Raw genomic sequence first — 20823 nt, 5'->3', positions numbered from 1 at the left:
CCTGGATAGACTAGGTGCTATGAGTTTTGGATATGAGCACAGCTCGGAACGTTACGATGCCCACGGTGGGCGCGACTACCGGGGAGGCCGGGGCCCGCGCGGAGGCCGGGATCGCCAATTTGACCGTCGGGATAGGCGAGGCGGGGGGCCGCGGGAACGGCGTGAATTTGTGCGGGTCGAGGGAGACGACGTCGATCTTATCGATCGCCTCCACGAACTGGACGGACGTAACTACCCGGCCTACAAGTCCGTTATCGGTGATTATGACTACGGCATGTACACGGTCCATATTGATCGGGTGCAATCCGATCCCTACGCCCCGCCCTCCTCGTTGCGGGTGACGGCAGATCCGGCGAAGGTGGGGATTCCCGCTGACCTTCTCACCACCCCGGAACAGCGCCTGGCTGTTGCTGATTTCCTGGCCCGTACTTTTGCGGAGCGCGCCCGTCATTCCCGCGATATTTCCATCGCGAAAGTGGGGCAAGAGATTTTGGAGCGTTCGAGCGCGACTGTTTTCGCCAACCACGTGGAACTACGTTTCCAATGTCATTTCCCGGCTCAGGGGCGCACCATCCTCGGGCACGCCATGGCGCAAACCGCAGATGAGTACCTTCCCGAGATTATCGAAGCCACGCTCAATTTCTCCTCCGAAGGGGAAGAATTCGCTGCTCACCGGGCCGCATTACGCAGGCACGTGGAAGCCTATGAGGATTATCTCGCTCTCCAGGCAGTGGTTCGGGAGCGCGGCTGGATTGGTTTTATTAACGACGGCGCGGTGCTGGTGCGCCGCTCAGGCATTTCCGATCTGCCGTTGACAGACGCCATCGCCTTCACCAGCCCCGAGAGCTTACGTGAAAGCGTGCACCTCCCCCATGCCGGTGAGGTGACCGGCATGCCGATTATCCCGGGTATTACGGTGATCGTCGGCGGGGGCTACCACGGTAAATCCACGCTGCTCTCCGCTCTCGAGCGCAGCGTCTATCCGCATATCCCCGGGGACGGCCGCGAGCTGGTGGCTCTGGATCCCAGCGCGATGAAGGTGCGTGCTGCCGATGGGCGCTGGGTGACCGGCGTGGATGTCTCCGCTTTCATCAATTCCCTGCCCGATGGCACCGACACCACCGATTTTTCTACCGAAAACGCCTCAGGTTCCACGTCGCAGGCCGCCGCTATTTCCGAGTCCATCGAGGCCGGTTCGCGGGTCTTGCTTATTGATGAGGACACGTCGGCTACTAATCTCATGATTCGTGATGAGCGGATGCGCGAACTAGTTCCTGCCACTCAGGAACCTATTACACCTTTTGTGGATCGGGTTGCAGGTATGGCGCGCGCCGGTATCTCCACCATCATGGTTATGGGTGGCTCGGGCGATTATTTGGATGCCGCGGATCGGGTGCTCCTCATGGATCACTATGTGTGCCACGATGTCACGGAGCAGGCCCGCGCGGTGGCGGCAGCGCACCCGCGGGAACGCAATGATATTGCTGAGTTTACGCACCCGGCACCGCGCTATCCGCTCCCGCTCAAAGCCCACGGGGTGAAGGCGAAAACGAAATCGCGCGGGGTGGATCTTATTTCGCTAGACCGCGCGGATATTGATGTCAGTGATGTGCCCCAGATTGTGGATCCGGGCCAGACCGCCGCGATTGCCTGGGCAATTCGCTCCCTGACCGACCCCACCCGTGCCCTGTGCCTGCGCGGCAGATACACCGTTCCGGAAGGTATTGCTCGCCTGGAGGAGACCATTGCCACGCACGGTCTGGATGCCCTGGGGGCCGGCGAAAAACCGGCCTTCCTGACCCGGCCACGCGCGGTGGATATCGCCGCGGCGCTTAACCGTTACCGCACCCTCAAGGTGGTGCACGCACCAGTGGACGATCCCACCGCGGACGGAGCGGAGGATGCAGAGAACGCTCAAGGTCCCGTTGCCGCGGAGGCCGCGCCGTCGGTGGAAAGCGCCCCGTCCGCGCCTAGCCCGGAGGACGCCGAATAGCGAAAAACCGGCTAGCGAACCAGCGGAGCGTCCGCTATTTCTCCGGTCCGACCGTTACACACGAACGCTGGCCTGCCGCAATGCGGCCGGCCAGCTCGTTTATATCGGCGGCGCGCACGGCGCGGGCCCGGCGCAGGTGTTCCTCATGCGAAATGAGGCTGCCGCGCACCAGCTCGGAGGTACCGAGCCGGGTCATGGCGGTGCCCACTCGTTCGGCGTCGAAAACAATATCGGCGCGCAGGCGCCGGAAAGCAGATTCCGTTTCTTCTTCGCTCACACCGTCGCGGGCGAGGCGATCCAATTCGGTCATCATGAGCTCGCGCACGGTACCCACATTATGCGGGGCACACCCGGCCGCCAGGCAGAACATCCCGCCTTCGCGGTAACTGATCGGGAAGGAATAGGTCGAGTAGGCCAGGGCGCGCCGTTCCCGAATTTCCTGGAAGAGCCGCGAGGATGTTCCTCCACCCAGAATCGCGTTGAGGGCGAGCAAGGTGGGCAGGTCCTCACTGGTCAAGCTCAACCCCGGCATTCCTACAATGACCGCCGCCTGCTCCACTTCTTTCGGAATATGCAGGTCGTGTGCCGCCTGGTAGGTAATGGGTGGGGCGATACGGCGCGGGTGCGCATCGCGCTCCGTGCTCAAATCCCAACCTCCGGCACTCAGTGCCCCCACCGCCAGCTCGCATAGTTTGTCATGGTCGACGGCGCCCGCGGCAACCACCACCACTTCATCAGGATGGTAGACCCCGTGGTAGTGCTCGAGAAGCGCCTCGTGCTGCAAAGCCCGCACCGTCTGCGCCGTTCCCCCGACGGGGCGCGCCAGCGGGTGATCCCCAAAGACCAGCTGCGGGATTTTTTCCATGGCGGTATCGGTGGCATCGTCGGCGTACATGGCGAGTTCTTCGAGGATAACGCCGCGTTCCACCGCAAAATCTTCGGCGCTGAGGGTCGCGCCGGTGAGCATATCGGCGAGGATATCGATGGCCTGGGGCAGGTCCTCGTCAAAGATATGGCCGTGGTAGTGGGTGTATTGCTTCGAGGTGGCCGCGTTGAATCCCCCGCCCAGGTAATCCGTTTCTCGTGAAATATCGAGGGAGCTGCGCCGCTTCGTACCCTTGAACAGCAAATGTTCGAGGAAATGGGTGGATCCTTGAGTCTCCGCCACTTCGTCGCGAGACCCGGCGCCCACCCACATGCTGATGTAGGTGGAGTGAATATGGGGCAGGCGGTAGCTGAGGACACGTAGCCCGCCGGGGAGGACGGTGCGGCGTAGGAGTGCGCCGTCGTCGTCAATATTAAGACTGGCGCCCGCGTTAAGCGGAAGGGGCAGTTCGCTATACAACATGGGAATACTTTCCTGGATAGTTACGCAAACTCCCCGAACGTCCGGAAACATTCGGGGAGTTCACTCTACCTAGCGCCCGTAGGCGCGGGTTTTAGTCTTCGTCCGTGTGAACGGTGCGACGACGCCGCCGCGAGCCGCGACTTCCACGCGAACCGCGGCTCGAGCTGGAATCAGCATCGGAGTCATCTGCCGAAGGTGCGCTGGGCGCCGAGGACTCGCTGCGCCGGCGCGAACGGGAACGCGCCCGGTTCTGCCGCGGGGCACTCTCCTCCGCTTCGCCGTGATCACCGTTATCGCCCTGATCGGAGCTTTCCGCTTCGGCGTTCGCTTCGCCTTCCGGAACCACCGCTTCCAGGGAGATCTTGCCGCGGTCATCGATTTCACCGATTTCGACCTCAACCTTGTCGCCCACGTTGAGGACATCTTCCACGTTCTCCACGCGCTTGCCACCCACGAGGCGGCGAATCTGGGAGATGTGGAGGAGGCCGTCGCGGCCCGGGGTGAGGGAGATGAACGCACCGAAGGTGGTGGTCTTAACCACGGTACCCACGTAGCGTTCGCCCACTTCGGGAAGCTGCGGGTTGGCAATGGAATTGACGGTGTCACGGGCAGCTTCCGCGGAAACACCGTCGGAGGCGCCGATGAAGACGGTGCCGTCGTCTTCGATGGTGATTTCCGCGCCGGTATCTTCCTGGATCTGGTTGATCATCTTGCCCTTGGGGCCGATGACTTCGCCGATCTTATCTACCGGGATCTTCACGGTGAGGATACGGGGCGCGGTGGGAGCCATCTCATCGGGGCCATCAATGGCCTGGTTCATGAGATCGAGGATGGCCAGGCGGGCGTCACGGGCCTGGGACAGCGCCGCGGAAAGAACTTCCGCCGGGATGCCATCCAGCTTGGTGTCCAGTTGCAGCGCAGTCACGTAGTCACGAGTACCGGCCACCTTGAAGTCCATATCGCCCAGGGCGTCTTCCGCACCGAGAATATCGGTCAGGGTCACGTACTTGGTTTCCCCGTCGATCTGGGCGGAGATGAGACCCATGGCAATGCCGGCAACCGGGGCCTTGAGCGGCACACCCGCGTTGAGCAGGGACATGGTCGAGGCACACACCGAACCCATGGAGGAGGAGCCATTCGAGCCCATCGTCTCAGAAACTTGGCGGATGGCGTAGGGGAATTCTTCCCGGCTGGGCAGCTGGGATTCCAGTGCCATTTCTGCCAGGTGTCCGTGCCCGATTTCGCGGCGCTTGGGGCTGCCCACGCGCCCGGTTTCCCCGGTGCAGTAAGGCGGGAAGTTGTAGTGGTGGATGTAACGCTTGTGGGTAATCGGGGAAAGATTATCCAGCGGCTGTTCCATCTTGAGCATATTGAGGGTGGTCACCCCGAGGATCTGCGTTTCACCACGCTGGAAGATCGCCGAGCCGTGCACGCGCGGCAGCACGCCGGCCTGCGCGGAAATCGAACGAATATCGGTGGGGCGGCGCCCGTCCATACGCACGTTTTCGGTGAGGACGTGGCGGCGCATGACTTCCTTGAAGTGGTCATTGACCGCGGCGGCGAGCCCGGGGCCGTCTTCTTCCAGGTCGAACTGGGCATCGGCGGGCACCGTCAGTTCGGAAACGATCTGATCGGTGAGGTCATTGAGAGCGGTATCGCGCTCCACCTTGTCCACAATTCCGAGGATGGTGTTGAAACGATCCCCGAGAGCGTTCCCGACGGCCTCAAATTGGGCATCGGTGTAATTCGGGAAGAAGGGGTAGTCCGCGGTGGGCTTCCCGCATTCGTTGATGAGGGTGAGCTGCGCTTCGCAGAGGGTGCGAATAACGCCCTTGGCGGCTTCCAGACCCTGGGTAATAACCTCTTCGGTGGGGGCGATGCCACCGGCGGCCACATTAGCTTCCGTTTGTTCGGGAGCTTGGGCCTCCACCATGGTGATGGCGACGTCGTCGCCAACAATGCGCCCGGCAATATCCATGGAGAAGGTGGCGCGCGCCATTTCCGACCAGCGCGGGAAGGCGATCCACTGCCCGTCCACGAGGGATACGCGGGTGCCGCCGACCGGCCCGGCGAAGGGCAGATCCGTCAGCGAGGTGGACAGGGAGGCGGCGTTGATCGCGAGAACGTCGTAGGCATCATCCGGGTGGATGGAGAGGACGGTTTCCACGATCTGCACTTCGTTACGCATGCCCTTGGTGAAGAGCGGGCGCAGCGGGCGGTCGATGAGGCGGGCGGCCAGAATGGCGTCCGTACCGGGCCGGCCTTCGCGGCGGAAGAACGAGCCGGGAATTTTACCGGCCGCGTAGGAGCGTTCTTCCACGTCCACCGTCAGCGGGAAGAAATCGAAGTGTTCCTTCGGGCTTTTCGAGGCGGTGGTGGCGGAGAAAACGGTGGTTTCCCCGTCCAGGTAGGCCAGGGCAGCGCCGTTGGCCTGTTGGGCCAGCAGCCCGGTTTCAAAACGAATGGTACGTGTTCCAAAGGAACCGTTATCAACAACGGCTTCCACACTATGAATATTGGGACCCTCCACGGGACCTCCTTTTATTTCGGCCGCGAGGCGGCCATCAGTGGTAATTCACGAAAACGGGCCCTAGCGTTCCCGCCTTCGTCAACCATCACCGAAGACCACGTTCGCGGTACTCCACATATTGGGGTGCGCAGGCGCGCCACACCATGTCTATCGTAGTGCCCGAGCAAGCAGCTGAGCACCGCGCGCGGTTCACTTGCGGCGATGCTGAGCAGCTTCTCACGCCTGCGGGCATACGGAAAGCGGCCCGGGATGAAACCCGAGCCGCTTTAAGTACTTATCGACGCAAGCCGAGACGTGCGATCAGCGACCGGTACCGCTCGATATCTTCCTCAGCGAGGTAGCTGAGAAGGCGGCGGCGCTGGCCGATAAGAAGCATAAGACCACGACGCGAATGGTGGTCGTGGATGTGCGAGCGGAAGTGCTCCGTCAGCTGCAAAATACGAGCCGAGAGCAGAGCCACCTGCACTTCGGGGGAACCGGTATCGCCCTCGTGCGTGGCGTATTCGGCAATGATCTTCTGCTTTTCTTCAGGCTTGAGGGCCATGCGATTCTCCTTAGTTTCCGTTGCACGGAGCTCCGGGGCATGTTCTCCCAGGCATGACGCTACCGTGGCCGATGTAAACGGCCTGAAAATTCTAGCACACGGCGACGACGCCCCGCACTGGCGTATCCGCCAGTGCGGGTGTGGCCTTCCCCGCTTTCTCTTGGCCGGTAGATGGCAGGTAGCTAGGAGCGATCGACGAAACCGCTGAGCACCATATTGACGAGGGAGACCACAATCCCGCCGAAGAGCGCGGCCCAGAAGCTGCCCACAACCAGGTGCACCGCCAAGCCCTGGGAGGCCCAGGCGGTGAGCGAGATCATCGCCGCGTTGACCACGAGGGAGAAGAGCCCGAGGGTGAGGATATAGAGCGGGAAGGAAAGGAATTTCAGGATCGGGCGGATAACCGCGTTAAGGATGGCAAGAATGAGGCCGGCCACCACGAACCATCCAATGAGACGGAGGGTATCGGGGGCCTCCCCCACCATTGCCAGACCGGGGATCAAGAGCGTGGCCACCCACAGCGCAAGAGCATTGATGGCGACGCGAAGAGCGAATGTACTCATGCACCTACCCTAGCGAATGCTGCACGCCGTTTCCCGACCGTGCTGATGATGCGGCCGGTCATGAGGCCTGCACTGACCCGGGTGGGACACGTCCGGCGGGCGGAACACCCAGTCGGTCTGCGGTTTCCAAAACGTCCAGGTCGATCCGTGCCAACAATTCATCAACCGAACCGAATGTGAGCATGGGGCGGATACGGGAAACGAAATCGATACTGATGGGTTCTCCGTAGAGGTTGAGATCGCTACGCCCGAGTACGTGGGCTTCCACGGTGCGTTCCTGGCCCTCGAATTGAGGATTGGTTCCCACCGAGATGGCTGCCGGGAGATATTCTTCGGCGGTACCACCTGGAATATGGCGCACCAGCCACCCGGCGTACACGCCATCCGCGGGAACTTCGCCCAAATCATCCCCGCTGAGATTGGCGGTGGGGAACCCCAATTCACGCCCGCGCCGTGCCCCGTGTACCACGGTGCCGTGAATACGGTGCGGGCGCCCCAGGATCTGCGCTGCGCTAGCGACATCACCGGTAGCAAGCGCGGCGCGCACCCGGGTAGAGGACCACCGTTCCCCCGCGGCGTCACAGCGGTCTCCTACGATTTCCACACCGAAACCCAGCTCGGTACCGAGGCGGCGCAGCACCGCCTCATCCCCGGTATTCCCCGCCCCGAAACGGGCATCGTGCCCAACCACCACGAAGCCGGCCCGGAGTTGGCCCACAAGCTGATCCCGCACAAATTCCGCGGCGGTGGCGCGGGCGTAGGCCGCGTCGTAATGCTGGAGATAGAGCGCATCCACTCCCAGTGTTTCAATGCGGTTAATACGATCTTGCAGGCTCATAACGAGGCGAATATGCGCCTCGGGGCGGTGGACGGTGGCCGGATGGGGATCAAACGTGAGAACAATAACGGGCCAACCGAGTTCCCGGCCAATATCAACCGCGCGGGTGAGAACGGCGCGGTGCCCACGGTGGACGCCGTCGTATACCCCGAAGGTCACCACGCTCCGGTCAAAATCCGGCGAAATATCTATGGGAGATGTCCAAATCTGCACGTTCTCCAGGGTAGCTTATCCCCACCGTTATCCCACGTGCGCAAAAACCAGAATTTTTTGCGCGCGCGGGCTTGACATTTTTCCGTCATGGCGCAGGGCCGTTCTTGCCCCGTATACCCCAAAATCCCGGTGATTTTCCAGATAAACTGGTACGCGAAGAAAGCGTGCGCAGCGTCGGGCAGCCAGGTTACGGTGCCCCGGGCCTGCGCGCAGAACAGCTGTGGCGATGGGAGGCACCAATGGCACGATTTGTGAGCGCCGGTGAAGCGCTTGTGGACATTATTATCCGTGAAGGAGAGACCGGACCGGGCACTGAGGTCGTGGGCGGTTCACTTCTCAATGTGGCATCCGGTGTCTCCCGACTCGGCCAACACGTGGAGCTCGCTACCTGGTTCGGACGTGATGAGCGCGGGGAACGAATCGCTTCGCAGGCAGCCGCCATGGGTGTGGAGATTGTCCCCGGGTCCGACGGCGCCAGTCGCACCACCACCGCGAGCGCTTTCCTCGACGCGGAGGGCCGGGCACGTTATGAGTTCGACGTCGAATCGGACCTCCCCGAGATTCCGGACCCGGATACGGTGGGGCATCTGCACTGTGGTTCGTACTCTGCGGTGGTGGGTGCCTCGAGCAAGAAGATTTTGCGCGCCGTCAAGCGCCAGGCCCTCACCGGCACCGTTTCTTATGATCCGAATGCCCGCCCGGATCTGATGGGTTCTCCCGAAAAGGTGCGGGAGAGCATTGAGGAACTGGTGGCACTGTGCGATGTGGTCAAGGCGTCTGATGAGGACCTCGAATGGCTCTACCCCGGTGAGCCGGTGGAGCGGATTATGCGCCGGTGGGTTACCTCCGGGCCTGGCATGGTGGTGGTCACCCGCGGGCCGTGGGGTGCTTATGTCAAGCTAGCCGGGGAGCGCGATATGCTCGTCGTCGATCCGCTCAATGTGGAGCTGGGAGACACCGTGGGTGCCGGCGATTCTTTTATGGCCGGGATGCTGGCCGGGCTTATGGAGGCTGGGCTTCTCGGGTCGGTGGAAGCCAAGCAGCGGCTGCGCGCCGCCCACTTCTCCGACGTGCGCCCCGCCTTACACCAGGCGGTTATTACGGCGGGGCTGACCGTCAGCCACGACGGTGCGTACTCCCCCACTCCCGCGGAGGTGGACACCGTCCGTACCGGCGATCCGGCGCTACGTTAAGTATTATTTTGGAAGGAAAATAAATGACACTCCCCTTCGTTGTTGGGGCATATGCTTCGCTCCCCGAACCTGCCTCGCAGCCCGACTACTATCACCTGCTGGCGGAGCAGGAATGGATCTCCGGAATCGAGATTCCTTTCCCCGGAGTCCTGGCCAGCGATGCCAAGGCTATTGCGGATGTGATCGCCCCGCACTGGACACTTAACACAATTACCGCGATTCCCGGCACCATGCAGAACGTCGGCAAAAACCCGGCTTTCGGACTGGCCTCCCCCGATGAGGAGGGCCGCGCGGCCGCTCTCACTTTCACCCGCGAGATTCGCGACGCCGTTGCTTCCCTCTCTCAACTCAGCGGCCGCACCGTCATCACGAAGGTGCAGCTCCATTCGGCCCCCACAAAGCAGGCCGACGGCGCAGCTTTCCGCGCCTCCCTTGCCGAGCTATCGAAGTGGGATTGGTCCGGGGCAGTTCCGGTGATTGAGCATTGTGACCGCTATATTGAAGGTCAAGCTCCGGAAAAGGGCTTCCTTGCTCTCGAGGAAGAAATTGCCATCTGCCAAGAGCTGGGCCTGGGTATCCACATTAACTGGGGCCGCTCCGCACTCGAGGAACGTAGCGCGGATACTGCTTTCGCGCATATCGAGGCGTGCGGACAGGCTGGGGTACTTGCCGGTCTTATGTTCTCCGGAGCGGGCCCGGCAGAAACCCAGTACGGCTACTCCTGGATTGATGGGCATCTCCCCTCGCAGACCGATGAACCGACATCGATTATGACGGCGGGAGAAATCACCCGCTGTGCCAATGCCGCTCGCGAGGGCGGGGCGCAGTATCTGGGTGCCAAGATCTGCGTGCCGGCCAATGCTTCGCTGCCCGAGCGGGTGGCCATGCTCGAGCATATCCACCGTGCCGCGGTAGCGAACTAACCGCACATTATCGCTAGCACGTGCATCACCCCGCGCCGTCACCCGAGAGGTGCCGGCGCGGGGATTTTTATGCACCCGTGTGTCTACGTATCTCTGTATTTATGCGCCGGCCGGGAAGACGGTGGCTGGCCGGAAGGTATCCCCGTGCCGGCGTGCCACCGCAACAAGCTCATCGTCGTGCAGCAGGGCGACGGTGCCAGCTTCACTTCCCACACCGGGTGCTTGTCCCGGTACCGTTCCTGCGGCGGGATCCACTGCTCTCCCCCGTGACTCAAGGAACTGGCCGTGGCGCACGGATTCGGCTTCGGCTGCCGCGATCTGCACCGTCGGGAGTGCGCGAGCCGCCACCTGCGCCAGTGGGATAACGGGGGGCTGTGCCCCGCCCTGCACCAGTTGCGCCACTTCCGCTACGCTCACCGCCTCGGCTTGCCGGAAGCCACCCACGCGGGTGCGCCGCAGCGCGCTCATGAGGGCTGCGCTTCCCAACGCTATCCCGGTATCGCGGGCAAGGGCGCGCACGTAGGTACCCGAGGAGCAACTCACTTCCACATCAACATCCGCAACCGGCACAGTTCCCGCTTGAGTCTCTACCGGCGCCTGGTGCCAGCGAAGCTCCCCGCTACGCTCCAGCCGAGCAATATGAACCGGCACCGCATCGAGCACCACCTCCTGGCCAGCTCGAGCCAGGTCATAGGCCCGCTTGCCGGCGATCTTCTTGGCCGAATACGCCGAGGGCACCTGCGAAATATCACCCTGGAGGGAGGAGAGGGCAGCGTCGAGCTGCGCCGTCGTACCGGAAAAACCTGGAGCGAACGTGACGCTACCGGTGCAATCCTCGGTATCAGAGCCGATACCGAGCGTGAACGTAGCCCGGTAATCCTTATCGGCCCCGCTCAGGTAGGTGAGGAGGCGGGTACCGGCGCCGATACCCACCACGAGCACCCCCGTGGCCATCGGGTCGAGCGTACCGGCGTGCCCCACTTTACGGGTGCCACATAGACGGCGCAGCGCGGCAACCACGTCGTGCGAGGTCACCCCAGCGGGTTTATCAATAACCAGGACGCCGCTCGGCGCCGGATGCTGCGCGCGGGGCAGATCAGGCCAGGGATTCTGGCGCATCGGTTTCATGGGATGCCTCGGAGCCTGACGGTGCGGCGGCGCCGTCGCCTTCCGTGACCTCACGGGGCTTGCGGTAAGGATCTGCCTCCCCCGCGTATTCCTTCCCCTCCGCGTTGCGCGCCAGTTCGGCGTCACGGTGCAGGGCCGCGGCCAGCACGTCCTCAAAAGTGCGGGCTCCTTCGGGTAGTTCGTCGGCCACGAATTCCAGGGTCGGGGTAAGCCGCAAGCCGAGCTGACGCCCCACTTCCGAGCGCAAAGCGCCCTTGGCCGCTTCCAGTCCGCGGGCGGCATCTTTCACCTGGTGCTCGTGCCCGATCGCGGTGAAGAATACGGTGGCATGCTGGAGATCACCGGTCACCCGGGTATCGGTAATGGTCACCATATTCAGGCGCGGGTCTTTCATGCGGGTGTTAATGGTTTGCGCCACGATCTGCTGGATACGTTTCGCCACCCGTTCCGCACGGGGATTAGCCATCTTCATCTCCTTTATTGCTGGTGGATATGCTGCGGCCCGCCAGCGCCAGTGGCGAGCCGGCGGGCCGCAACGTTCCTCAGGACAGTCCCCTAGCTGCGGGCCTTCTCCTGCATCTCAAAGGTTTCAATAATGTCGCCTTCGTGAATATCGCGGTAGCCGAGCGTAATGCCGCATTCGTAGCCTTCGCGTACTTCGGTAACATCGTCCTTTTCGCGGCGCAGCGAGACAATTTCGAGCTCGGGTTGTACCACGACGCCGTCGCGTACCAACCGTGCCTTCGCCCCACGCTTGATCGCGCCGGTGCGGACAATGGAGCCGGCAATGGTGCCGGCCTTGCCCGAGCGGAAGAGCTGGCGCACTTCGGCGCTGCCCAGCTGGACTTCTTCGAGGACGGGCTTAAGCATGCCCTTGAGAGCCGCTTCTACTTCCTCGATGGCCTGGTAGATGACCGAGTAGAACTTCATCTCCACGCCTTCGCGTTCGGCCAGATCCGCTACGCGTTCCGCCGGGCGCACATTGAAGCCGATAATGACGGCGTTATCAACGGTTGCGAGATTGACGTCGTTCTGGGTGATGGCACCCACGCCACGGTGGATGATCTGCAGCGCCACTTCGTCATCGACCTCAATATCGAGGAGCGAGGATTCCAGCGCTTCCACCGCGCCGGAGGAATCGCCCTTGATAATAAGGTTGAGCGTTTCGACGCTGCCTTCCTTGAGGACATCCCCGAGGTTCTCCAGCGAGACACGCTTGCGACGCCGTGCCAGAGAAGCCGCCCGCTGGGCAGATTCGCGCTGTTCGGCAATTTGGCGTGCGGTTCGTTCGTCGTCCGCCACGAGGAAGGCATCCCCGGCGGAGGGCACCGCGTCCAAGCCGAGCACCTGGACCGGCATGGAAGGCCCGGCTTCCTTGACCGGATTGCCGCTGGCATCGAACATGGCGCGCACGCGCCCGTGGGCAATACCCACCACGATGGGATCGGAGATCCGCAGCGTACCGGTTTGCACCAGTGCGGTAATCACCGAACCGCGGCCCTGATCGAGCTTCGCTTCGATGGCAACACCGCGCGCGGTGCGATCCGGATTGGCCTTGAGTTCCAGTTCGGCATCGGCCACGTAAAGGATGGCTTCGAGGAGATCGTCGATGCCGATACGCTGCTTGGCCGACACGTCGAGGAACATGGTGTCCCCGCCGTATTCTTCGGCGATGAGGCCGTATTCGGTTAGCTGGCTGCGCACCTTCTGCGGGTTGGCGCCTTCCACGTCGATCTTGTTGACCGCGACGATGATCTTCACACCCGCGGATTGCGCGTGGTTGATAGCTTCCACCGTCTGGGGCATCACACCGTCGTCCGCGGCGACCACGAGGATCGCGATGTCGGTAATATCCGCACCGCGGGCGCGCATCTGGGTGAAGGCTTCGTGACCGGGGGTATCAATGAACGTGATCGCCCGGGTTTCGCCTTCGTATTCGATATCGGTCTGGAAAGCACCGATGGCCTGGGTAATACCGCCCGATTCGGTACCTTCCACCCGCGAGTGGCGGAACGCATCGAGGAGCTTGGTTTTACCGTGGTCCACGTGGCCCATAACGGTAACAACCGGGGGACGCGGCTTGAGGCTCTCTTCGTCTTCCAGGAGCTCTTCTTCTTCGAGGTTAATATCGAAGCTCTCCAGGATTTCACGATCCTCATCTTCAGCGGAGAGAACTTCCACCTCGTAGCCGAGTTCGGCTCCCAGCAGCTTGAAGGTATCTTCGTCCAGCGACTGGTTCATCGTGGCCATTTCGCCCATGCGGAAGAGCACGGTGATGAGGGCCGCCGAGGACGCACCGATACGTTCGGCGAAGTCCGCCAGCGAAGCACCCTGGCGCAGGCGCACCACGGTGGAGCCATCCCCGCGGGGAACCTGGACGCCGGAAAGCATCGGCGAGGACTGTGCCTCGTATTCTTCGCGCCGGGTCCGCTTGGACTTGCGGCCTCCGCCACCTCCGCGGCGCCCGAAAGCACCGGCGGTGGAACCGCCGCGCGAGCGCCCGCCACTGCGGGTGAAACCGCCGGTGGGCCGACCCTGACCGCCGCGGTTCTGACCGCCACCTGCCGGGCCGCGCCCGCGGCCACCGCCGCGACCGCCCCGCCCGGAGGAGGGAGCGCCAGCCATCTGATTGGGCATCATCGCCGGCGAGGGACGCGAACCTCCGTGCCCGCGCCCGCCACCGGAACGCTGCCCGCCGCCACCGTGGTTGTTCTGATGCGCGCCCTGATGCGCACCGGGGCGGGAAGTTCCCGCATTCTTGCGCCCGCCACCGGGACGGGGCATACCCTGCGAAGTGGCATACGGATTATTGCCGGGCCGCGGGCCGCGCCCGCCACCGGGACGGGGCATACCCTGCGAAGTGGCGTAGGGGTTGTTCCCGGGGCGCGGGGTGCGCTGATCAGCTTCGGCACGCGCCGCCTTGGCGGATTTCACCGCGCCGCGCGGGGTAGGAATATTGGAGCGGCCGGAGTGCCCAGTTTCCTGGGGCTTTGCGCCGCCGTGCGAGGCATCGGCACCGTGGGCAGAACCCGCTTCCCCGGACTTTCCGGACAGTGCAGACGCACCGGGCTTGGGAGCCGGTTTCGGCGCGGCTTGCTGCGGGCCGGGCTTACCGGGCTTCGGGGCCGCACTGCCATGAGCGCCAGCTGCGGAGCCGGGCTTAGGCACACCGGCGCTAGCGCCGGTTCCGGTAACGGTTCCGTCAGCGCCCGCCACCGCGGCAGGGGTGGGCGCCGCGGCGTTATCCGCATGCTGCTTGGCCGGGGCCGGCTTCGGGCCGGGCTTGGGTGCGCCGGTGCCAGTACGGGCAGCACCGGAGTTCGCGGCAGCCTTCGCCTGTGCCGTCACATCGACAATCGAGGCCGAACCGGCGGGCATATCCACCGCATCGGGCGCCACGGGATGCTTACGGACGGGCTTGCGCGGTGCCGGCTTAGCGCTCCCCTTGGATTCAACCAATTCGGGGTGCGCTTCAAAGTATTCACGTGCTTTACGCACAACAGGTGCCTCAATGGTGGACGAGGCAGATTTGACGAATTCGCCATTCTCCTTGAGTGTGGCCAGCAGCTTCTTGCTGGTCACCCCCAGTTCTTTGGCGAGTTCATGGACGCGGACTTTTGCCACAGTTCTCCTTCGTTGGGCCCGGCAAAAGTGCGCACGGACCCGCTAAATCCGGTTGTTCATCGTTGGGTACTCATCGGGTGCCCATCAGCTTCCAACCCGCTTTCTTGGTCTCGGGTTTTCGCTCCGCTCACGCGAGCGAACTGATTACTTCTGTTACGGCATGCGGAGGAAGAACGACGGCGCAGCGAAAGGCATACGCAAGTTGTCCCGTCCGCATTCCCCTGGCTAGACAGTCAGGGCGGGCGTGCACCCACGCTCCCCGGCCGGGCAGCCGCTGTTCTTTATCCACAACAACTCCCGCATCGGTTAGCGCTAAGCGCACCAGTTCCTCCCGGGCGGCACGCTGACGGCACCCCACGCACATGCGCGGATTTTTCGCCATCATCCCACCGCCTCGAAATTCACACCCTATCTATTTTAGCGGCAAGATGCTACTAACGCACGTCATCATGCGACTGTGCCGCGTGATCTTCCCCGTGTTCAGCTCCGCCGAGGGCTTCGCCACCGGAAATTTCCACAGCGGGAGTTTCTTGCACATCGGATTCTTTACGAATATCGATGGACCACCCGGTGAGCTTGGCAGCCAGGCGCACATTCTGCGCTTCTTTACCGATAGCGAGGGATGCCTGCCCATCGGGAACAATGGCGCGGGCCTGGCGCTTCTCCACGGAGATGATATCCACCCGGGTTACCTTCGCGGGGGACAGTGACGCGGCGATAAATACCGCCGGATCATCGTTGTAATCAACGATGTCAATTTTCTCCCCACCCAGCTCCGTGGTGACCGCACGCACGCGCTGACCGTTATGGCCAATACATGCGCCCTTGGCATTAACCTCCGGATCTTCCGCGTACACGGCAAGCTTGGAGCGGTGCCCCGCTTCGCGCGCGAGCGCCACGAGTTCCACAGTCCCGCTGGCAATTTCAGGCACTTCCAGTTCGAAGAGACGGCGCACAAAATCCGGGTGGGTACGCGAGAGCCGAATGGAGGCACCTCGGCTGGTGACCACTACGTCCAAGACCAGGGCGCGGATGCGATCCCCCCTGTTGAGATGCTCGGTAGGAACCTGTTCCTCCGCTCGCAAAATAGCTTCGTGGTCCCCCACTTCCACGAGGAGATCGCGGGAGAAGCTATCGCGCCCGGCCCGGCCTTGCACAACGCCGGAAATAATGTCACCCTGCTTATTTTTGAAGGAGCCGAGCACGCGATTCGCTTCGGCTTCCTTGAGGCGCTGGGCGATCACGGATTTCGCCGTCGCCGTCGCAATGCGCCCAAAATCGTGCGGGGTGTCATCGAATTCACCGACGACATTACCTTCTTCGTCAATTTCCGGGGCCCACACCACGATTTTGCCGGTGCGCCGATCCATATCGACCCGGGCCCCGCGAATCGCACCGGGCACCCGCGCATAGGCGTGCAACAGGGCATCTTCAATTGCTTCGACGAGTACATCGGAGCTCAGGCCAAGTTCACTTTCCAGGGCCCGCAGCTCGTTCATGTGAATTTGAATATCCACGATTTCTCCTACTCTTCCTCGCCGTCGCGATGGAATTCAATATCAACACGGGCCCGTTCCACCCGGCCAATGGGTAAGCGCCGTTCCGCTCCCCCGTTATCCGATGCGAGGACCAGGGTATCGCCCTCGACGGCGCGCAACCGGCTCACGATCTCATCTTCACCGGAGGGTGTCAGACGCAGCAGGCGCCCCACTGCGCGGGAAAAGTGGCGCGGTTCCACGAGCGGGCGGGTGGCACCGGGGGTGGACACTTCAAGGTTATAGGCACCCTGGACGAGATCAACATCGTCCAAACGCGCGGAAATAAGACGCGAAACGTCGGTCAGTTGATCTGAGCCAACACCACCGGGGCCGCTGGGGAGATCGACCGTGACGTGAACGACGGCGCGCCCACCGGCACGGCCCACCGTTACGCCTTCCAGGTAGAGCCCGCATTGGGAAACAAGAGGTTCAATCGCGGCGATGATTTCGCCGGTCCGCTGTGCCTGACTGGATTTACGGGGCCCGGTAGAGCGGCGGTCCCGCCGCGCGGGAGGACGCGAACTCTTGGAATGACTCATGGGCTAATCCTACAGTTTCCGCGCCGCGCCGTGGTACACGGGTGTGCCAGGCGGTGCCTACGTCGCAGGTATCGATGCCCGCGCCGACGGTGCAAGTAGCTCTTCCGGTGCCGATGGTGGCACGGTGCGCAGCGCACCGTCATCAGCGCGCGCACCGTCTCCCAGGCCGGTGGAGGTGGCACAATATAAGCGGTTTTATTCTCGTCAAGAAAGCGGAGAAGTATGGCAGCTGCACCCCGGAGCGGAGCGCCCACTCATCGGCGCACCTCTCAGCCGGTTCGAACCACTGTGCAGCTGGTGGGCACCGCCGCGCTTACGATCCTCATCATTGGCGCCATTCTTATTGCGATGGGAGCACGGTGGGAACATGGCGATCCCTCCCCCGCACCCATGACGACAACGCAAGAACTGCGCCAAAGTCTTGCCGTGGCATCCCAGCGGTGCTCGGCGGCCGCCACCGACCTGGCCGCTGAAACGGCCGGCTACGCCGCGCAGGTATACCAGGATGTTGCCGAGCACGCGAGCATATGGGAGAACCAGCTTGGTGGGGTATGGCAGGCGTGGCCGAGCGGTGCCCCGGCCGGGCATACAAATTCTCCCGAGCCTTCTCCCCTGGCTCCCGATGCTGCTGAATTACTCGCGGAATTATCCAAGATTAGCTCCGCTGCGGTAACGGCCGCGGATGCGCTACTGCCCGAAGCGGAAACTCCGGCGAAAGGCGCGACCGCGAGTACGGCGGATGGCGCAACAGGCGGCGCAGCGAAAGGCGTCGTCGCTCGCGAGGAGATATCTGAGGAAGTAGCCGGCGAGCGCGCACTCTATTTCGCTATTGCGCTGCGGGCAACGTGGGATGCTCAGGTAGTGGCCGTGGCTACCGGGTTACCTGCCCCCGATCCCTTTGGTGCCGCGGTTGCGGGTGGCCCTAGGTACGACGTCGCTCAGCTGGCATCGGCGGGCGGCGACGCGAAGCTTCTCGCTGCCGCGAATACGGCCCGCCAGTGGTACGAAGTTGATGCGGCACGCCGGGGTATGGAGGGACATGCCGAGCGCATGGAACGCATCGCGCGCATTGCTGATCTGGAAGAAGCCCTACTTCGCGCTGGCACCCCGGATACCCGCGCCGCCAGCATTCCCCTCCCGGCTGTTGCAGAGGACGAGCTCGCATCCGCCGCGTACGCCACTTTGATCGGTGCACTATGGCAAAGCGGAGCGCCGGCCACGGAGGCTCTCAATTTTGCGCTTGCTTTGGATGGTGGTGGCGGCGGGACCGCTGCGGGCGGTGTTACAGGCGCCAGCGGTGCCACGGGCCAGAGTCTCGGTAGTCCCGCACTCCCCGGGCTTTCACCGCACACGGCAGGCTAATTACGTTATCCCCGTAATAATCAATAACTAATACGGCACATTATTTGTATGTGGACAAATAGCGCTTCTCTCAGCGATGAACCAGACCGCCCCGGCCTCACTAATCGATTGCCGCGTTCAGATGAAGACTCTGCCATTGAGCGGCGTATGCGGCGCATTTTAGACCTGCTTGCCGATTATGTTCTGTGGATTTTCTTGTTACTCGCTTTCCACGTCAATAATTCACGGGCATTACTCGAGAAAAAGTGGGCTACGGCGAGGCGCTCGCCTACCAATGGCCGCGTTTGTTAGGCGCCTGCGCCGTTTTCACGGTTTTATTCGTTATCGTCAAGAAATACCGCAAGCCCGGCAGTAAACCGCCACGTTTCGGGTTCAACCTTGAGACCGTCGCGGATATGGGAACTCTCCTGGCTTTCTGCTTCGCGGTGGGGGTCCTAGGTGCCTTTTAGCTGAACATAGCCCGGATACCTGCCCGTTCCGGCCCGCCCCCGGGCACACAAAATGCGCTTCCAGAACATACATATTTATGCAGCTGGAAGCGCATTTTGTAGTTACGAATTACAAGATCCGAGCACCCTGTCAGCCAGCGTGGGAGCGACTACTCACTAGCCCGGGCAGCAGCCAGGAGCTCCTGTACACGCGAAGCGGCATCCGCCACCGCCACGTCTTCGGATTCCCCGGTGGCGCGGGTGCGTACCTCCACCGTTCCATTGGCCAGACCCCGGCCAACCACCACCGCGTAGGGCATACCCAGGAGCTCGTAATCAGCGAATTTCACTCCGGCGCTCACCTTACGGCGGTCATCGAAGAGGACTTCGATACCCGCGGCGGTCAACTGCGTGGCTAAGTCCTCCGCGGCAGAGAAGACGGCGTCGTCCTTACCGGTAGCAAGAATATGTACTTGCGCGGGCGCGACGCCCACCGGCCAGACCAGGCCCTTCTCATCGTGGTACTGCTCGGCGATGGCGGCGAGGACGCGGGAAACACCCACGCCGTAGGAGCCCATGGTGACCACGCGGGTTTTGCCGTTTTCGTCGAGCACCGTCAGGCCGAGCGCTTCGGCGTATTTGCGCCCCAGCTGGAAAATATGACCAATTTCGATACCGCGCGCGATATCGAGCGGGCCCGAGCCGTCCGGGGCCTCGTCGCCGGCGCGTACTTCCGCGGCTTCGATGGCGCCATCGGCCTCGAAATCACGCCCGTACACCAGGTTGAATACGTGCTTATCCACCGCGTTGCCACCCGCGATCCAGCGCGAGCCGCGGGCCACGTGGGGGTCAAGGAGGAGGCGCGCCACCGGCACCGTTGCGCCGTCGCCGGTCGCTGCACCGTCATCGGCACCGTCAGCAACGGCGCCACCACGCGCTTGCGGGCCAACCGCACCGGGGCCGGTATAACCCGGCACGATTCCCGGGTACTTCTCCATATCCTCAGGAGAAGCAAGCTCCACTTCGGCCGGAGCCAAGCTAGCTTCCACGCGCTTCATATCGACTTCGCGGTCCCCGGGAAGGGCGATGACCACCACTTCTTTCTCCCCGTCGGGATGGGTGAGGGTCACGATAACCGACTTGAGGGTATCTGCGGCGTTCCAGGGGCGGTCCGAGCGGGGATGCACCCGGTTTGCCATCTCAACCAGGTCAGCGATGGTTTTCGCCCCGGGGGTGTCCACCAGCTCGGGTGCCGGAACGTCAGAGAAGTCCTGTTCGGGGAGCTGCGGCGTCGTAACCGCTTCGGTATTCGCGGCGTAACCACCCGCGGACCGGACAAAAGTATCCTCCCCAATAGCGGTGGGGAACAGGAACTCTTCCGAACGCGAGCCACCCATCGCACCGGACATGGCGGAGACGATCGCGTAAGGCAGGCCCAGGCGCTCAAAAATGCGCTGGTAGGCGGCGCGCATCGTATTGTAGGAGGCGTCCAGCCCCGCCTCATCCATATCAAAGGAATACGCATCTTTCATGACGAATTCGCGCCCGCGAATCACGCCGGCGCGCGGGCGGGCCTCATCGCGGTACTTCGTTTGGATCTGGTAGAGCGTGAGGGGCAGGTCCTTGTAGGAAGAATAAAGATCCTTAACGAGGAGCGTGAACATTTCCTCGTGCGTGGGGGCAAGCAACATGTCGTTACCCTTGCGATCCACCAGCTTGAAGAGGGTGGGGCCGTATTCACTCCAGCGGTTTGTCGCTTCGTAAGGTTCGCGCGGGAGCAGGGCCGGGAAAAGTACTTCCTGAGCCCCGGATGCATCCATTTCTTCGCGGACAACCCGCTCCACTTTCCGCAGTACCCGCAAGCCGAGCGGCAGCCAGGTGTAAATACCTGGGGCCACGCGCCGCACGTACCCGCCGCGGACTAGGAGCTTATGACTGGCGACCTCGGCGTCGGCCGGGTCTTCGCGCAAGGTGCGCACAAAAAGACTAGACATTCTCAGCACGCCCGCCATTCTACCCGCTCATGATGCAGGACGGCGCGACACCGGTGGTGGATGGG

17 protein-coding genes are annotated in these 20823 nt (G+C 62.7%); 5 read left to right on the top strand and 12 right to left on the bottom strand.

The features are described 5' to 3' along the window. The first annotated feature begins 19 nt into the window (after window positions 1-19). The gene (locus tag ACTFPK_RS04230) at window positions 20-1993 is read left to right on the top strand and encodes an ABC-ATPase domain-containing protein (protein WP_439911156.1); all 1974 of its coding nucleotides are present in this window, start codon (window positions 20-22) and stop codon (window positions 1991-1993) included. Between the two features lie 34 nt (window positions 1994-2027). Here the strand turns inward: ACTFPK_RS04230 and ACTFPK_RS04225 are convergent, their stop codons facing one another. The 5 genes from ACTFPK_RS04225 to ACTFPK_RS04205 all read right to left on the bottom strand — a co-directional run bounded on the left by ACTFPK_RS04225 (window position 2028) and on the right by ACTFPK_RS04205 (window position 8029). After that, complete coding sequence (locus ACTFPK_RS04225) at window positions 2028-3341, bottom strand: M16 family metallopeptidase (RefSeq protein ID WP_394532338.1); 1314 nt, start codon at window positions 3339-3341, stop codon at window positions 2028-2030. Between the two features lie 91 nt (window positions 3342-3432). Beyond that, window positions 3433-5871: a polyribonucleotide nucleotidyltransferase gene (locus ACTFPK_RS04220; RefSeq protein WP_394532339.1), complete on the bottom strand. Its 2439-nt coding sequence runs from the start codon at window positions 5869-5871 to the stop codon at window positions 3433-3435. Between the two features lie 274 nt (window positions 5872-6145). Continuing rightward, window positions 6146-6415, bottom strand: coding sequence for a 30S ribosomal protein S15 (gene rpsO, locus ACTFPK_RS04215; protein WP_394532340.1), 270 nt, complete (start codon window positions 6413-6415; stop codon window positions 6146-6148). A 182-nt stretch (window positions 6416-6597) separates the two neighbouring features. Then, window positions 6598-6978 carry a phage holin family protein gene (locus ACTFPK_RS04210; RefSeq protein ID WP_016442510.1) on the bottom strand — a complete coding sequence of 127 codons (381 nt, stop codon included), beginning with the start codon at window positions 6976-6978 and terminating at the stop codon, window positions 6598-6600. A 58-nt stretch (window positions 6979-7036) separates the two neighbouring features. After that, on the bottom strand, window positions 7037-8029 hold the full coding sequence (locus ACTFPK_RS04205) for a bifunctional riboflavin kinase/FAD synthetase (RefSeq protein ID WP_394532342.1): 993 nt from the start codon (window positions 8027-8029) through the stop codon (window positions 7037-7039). Window positions 8030-8268: 239 nt separating this feature from the next. Between ACTFPK_RS04205 and ACTFPK_RS04200 the strand changes: the two genes are divergently transcribed. Together ACTFPK_RS04200 and ACTFPK_RS04195 are read left to right on the top strand one after the other, a co-directional pair. Continuing rightward, entirely contained in the window at window positions 8269-9222 is a 954-nt protein-coding gene (locus ACTFPK_RS04200; RefSeq protein WP_016442508.1) for a carbohydrate kinase family protein, read from the top strand. 23 nt (window positions 9223-9245) lie between these two features. After that, the gene (locus ACTFPK_RS04195; protein WP_016442504.1) at window positions 9246-10145 is read left to right on the top strand and encodes a DUF4862 family protein; all 900 of its coding nucleotides are present in this window, start codon (window positions 9246-9248) and stop codon (window positions 10143-10145) included. 99 nt (window positions 10146-10244) lie between these two features. Here the strand turns inward: ACTFPK_RS04195 and truB are convergent, their stop codons facing one another. The 6 genes from truB to rimP all read right to left on the bottom strand — a co-directional run bounded on the left by truB (window position 10245) and on the right by rimP (window position 16974). Further along, a complete protein-coding gene (gene truB, locus ACTFPK_RS04190; protein WP_439911154.1) occupies window positions 10245-11264 on the bottom strand; it encodes a tRNA pseudouridine(55) synthase TruB in 1020 nt (339 codons plus the stop codon). Further along, complete coding sequence (rbfA, locus tag ACTFPK_RS04185; protein ID WP_274734901.1) at window positions 11242-11739, bottom strand: 30S ribosome-binding factor RbfA; 498 nt, start codon at window positions 11737-11739, stop codon at window positions 11242-11244. Before rbfA ends, truB begins: the two co-directional genes overlap by 23 nt. 89 nt (window positions 11740-11828) lie before the next feature. Beyond that, on the bottom strand, window positions 11829-14897 hold the full coding sequence (gene infB / locus ACTFPK_RS04180; RefSeq protein ID WP_439911153.1) for a translation initiation factor IF-2: 3069 nt from the start codon (window positions 14895-14897) through the stop codon (window positions 11829-11831). A gap of 127 nt (window positions 14898-15024) precedes the next feature. Continuing rightward, window positions 15025-15261: a YlxR family protein gene (locus ACTFPK_RS04175; RefSeq protein ID WP_439911173.1), complete on the bottom strand. Its 237-nt coding sequence runs from the start codon at window positions 15259-15261 to the stop codon at window positions 15025-15027. A 70-nt stretch (window positions 15262-15331) separates the two neighbouring features. Then, the gene (gene nusA / locus ACTFPK_RS04170) at window positions 15332-16408 is read right to left on the bottom strand and encodes a transcription termination factor NusA (protein WP_081637310.1); all 1077 of its coding nucleotides are present in this window, start codon (window positions 16406-16408) and stop codon (window positions 15332-15334) included. Between the two features lie 14 nt (window positions 16409-16422). Continuing rightward, window positions 16423-16974 (bottom strand): ribosome maturation factor RimP, encoded by a 552-nt coding sequence (gene rimP / locus ACTFPK_RS04165; protein ID WP_274734904.1) that lies wholly within the window; start codon window positions 16972-16974, stop codon window positions 16423-16425. Window positions 16975-17196: 222 nt separating this feature from the next. Here rimP and ACTFPK_RS04160 point away from each other — a divergent pair, with 222 nt between their 5' ends. Both ACTFPK_RS04160 and ACTFPK_RS04155 read left to right on the top strand, forming a co-directional pair. Further along, complete coding sequence (locus tag ACTFPK_RS04160) at window positions 17197-18336, top strand: hypothetical protein (protein WP_284898395.1); 1140 nt, start codon at window positions 17197-17199, stop codon at window positions 18334-18336. A gap of 245 nt (window positions 18337-18581) precedes the next feature. Further along, window positions 18582-18785, top strand: a complete 204-nt coding sequence (locus ACTFPK_RS04155; RefSeq protein ID WP_284898396.1) for a hypothetical protein — start codon at window positions 18582-18584, stop codon at window positions 18783-18785. Between the two features lie 149 nt (window positions 18786-18934). On the opposite strand, the gene ACTFPK_RS04150 is transcribed toward ACTFPK_RS04155, so the two are convergent. Beyond that, complete coding sequence (locus ACTFPK_RS04150) at window positions 18935-20758, bottom strand: proline--tRNA ligase (protein ID WP_284898461.1); 1824 nt, start codon at window positions 20756-20758, stop codon at window positions 18935-18937. Between the last annotated feature and the right edge of the window lie 65 nt (window positions 20759-20823).

Source organism: Actinotignum sp. UMB0459 (assembly GCF_051905915.1).
Classification (GTDB): Bacteria; Actinomycetota; Actinomycetes; order Actinomycetales; family Actinomycetaceae; genus Actinotignum; species Actinotignum sanguinis.
Note: the sequence above shows the minus strand (reverse complement) of the source record. Positions and strands in the feature narration are given on the sequence as shown.

Bases quoted from the DNA above. Each gene is read 5' to 3' on its own strand.
- ACTFPK_RS04230 (WP_439911156.1), top strand. From the start codon at position 20: ATGAGTTTTGGATATGAGCACAGCTCGGAACGTTACGATGCCCACGGT.
- ACTFPK_RS04225 (WP_394532338.1), bottom strand. From the start codon at position 3,341: ATGTTGTATAGCGAACTGCCCCTTCCGCTTAACGCGGGCGCCAGTCTT.
- rpsO (WP_394532340.1), bottom strand. From the start codon at position 6,415: ATGGCCCTCAAGCCTGAAGAAAAGCAGAAGATCATTGCCGAATACGCC.
- ACTFPK_RS04210 (WP_016442510.1), bottom strand. From the start codon at position 6,978: ATGAGTACATTCGCTCTTCGCGTCGCCATCAATGCTCTTGCGCTGTGG.
- ACTFPK_RS04200 (WP_016442508.1), top strand. From the start codon at position 8,269: ATGGCACGATTTGTGAGCGCCGGTGAAGCGCTTGTGGACATTATTATC.
- ACTFPK_RS04195 (WP_016442504.1), top strand. From the start codon at position 9,246: ATGACACTCCCCTTCGTTGTTGGGGCATATGCTTCGCTCCCCGAACCT.
- truB (WP_439911154.1), bottom strand. From the start codon at position 11,264: ATGCGCCAGAATCCCTGGCCTGATCTGCCCCGCGCGCAGCATCCGGCG.
- rbfA (WP_274734901.1), bottom strand. From the start codon at position 11,739: ATGGCTAATCCCCGTGCGGAACGGGTGGCGAAACGTATCCAGCAGATC.
- ACTFPK_RS04175 (WP_439911173.1), bottom strand. From the start codon at position 15,261: ATGTGCGTGGGGTGCCGTCAGCGTGCCGCCCGGGAGGAACTGGTGCGC.
- rimP (WP_274734904.1), bottom strand. From the start codon at position 16,974: ATGAGTCATTCCAAGAGTTCGCGTCCTCCCGCGCGGCGGGACCGCCGC.
- ACTFPK_RS04160 (WP_284898395.1), top strand. From the start codon at position 17,197: ATGGCAGCTGCACCCCGGAGCGGAGCGCCCACTCATCGGCGCACCTCT.
- ACTFPK_RS04150 (WP_284898461.1), bottom strand. From the start codon at position 20,758: ATGTCTAGTCTTTTTGTGCGCACCTTGCGCGAAGACCCGGCCGACGCC.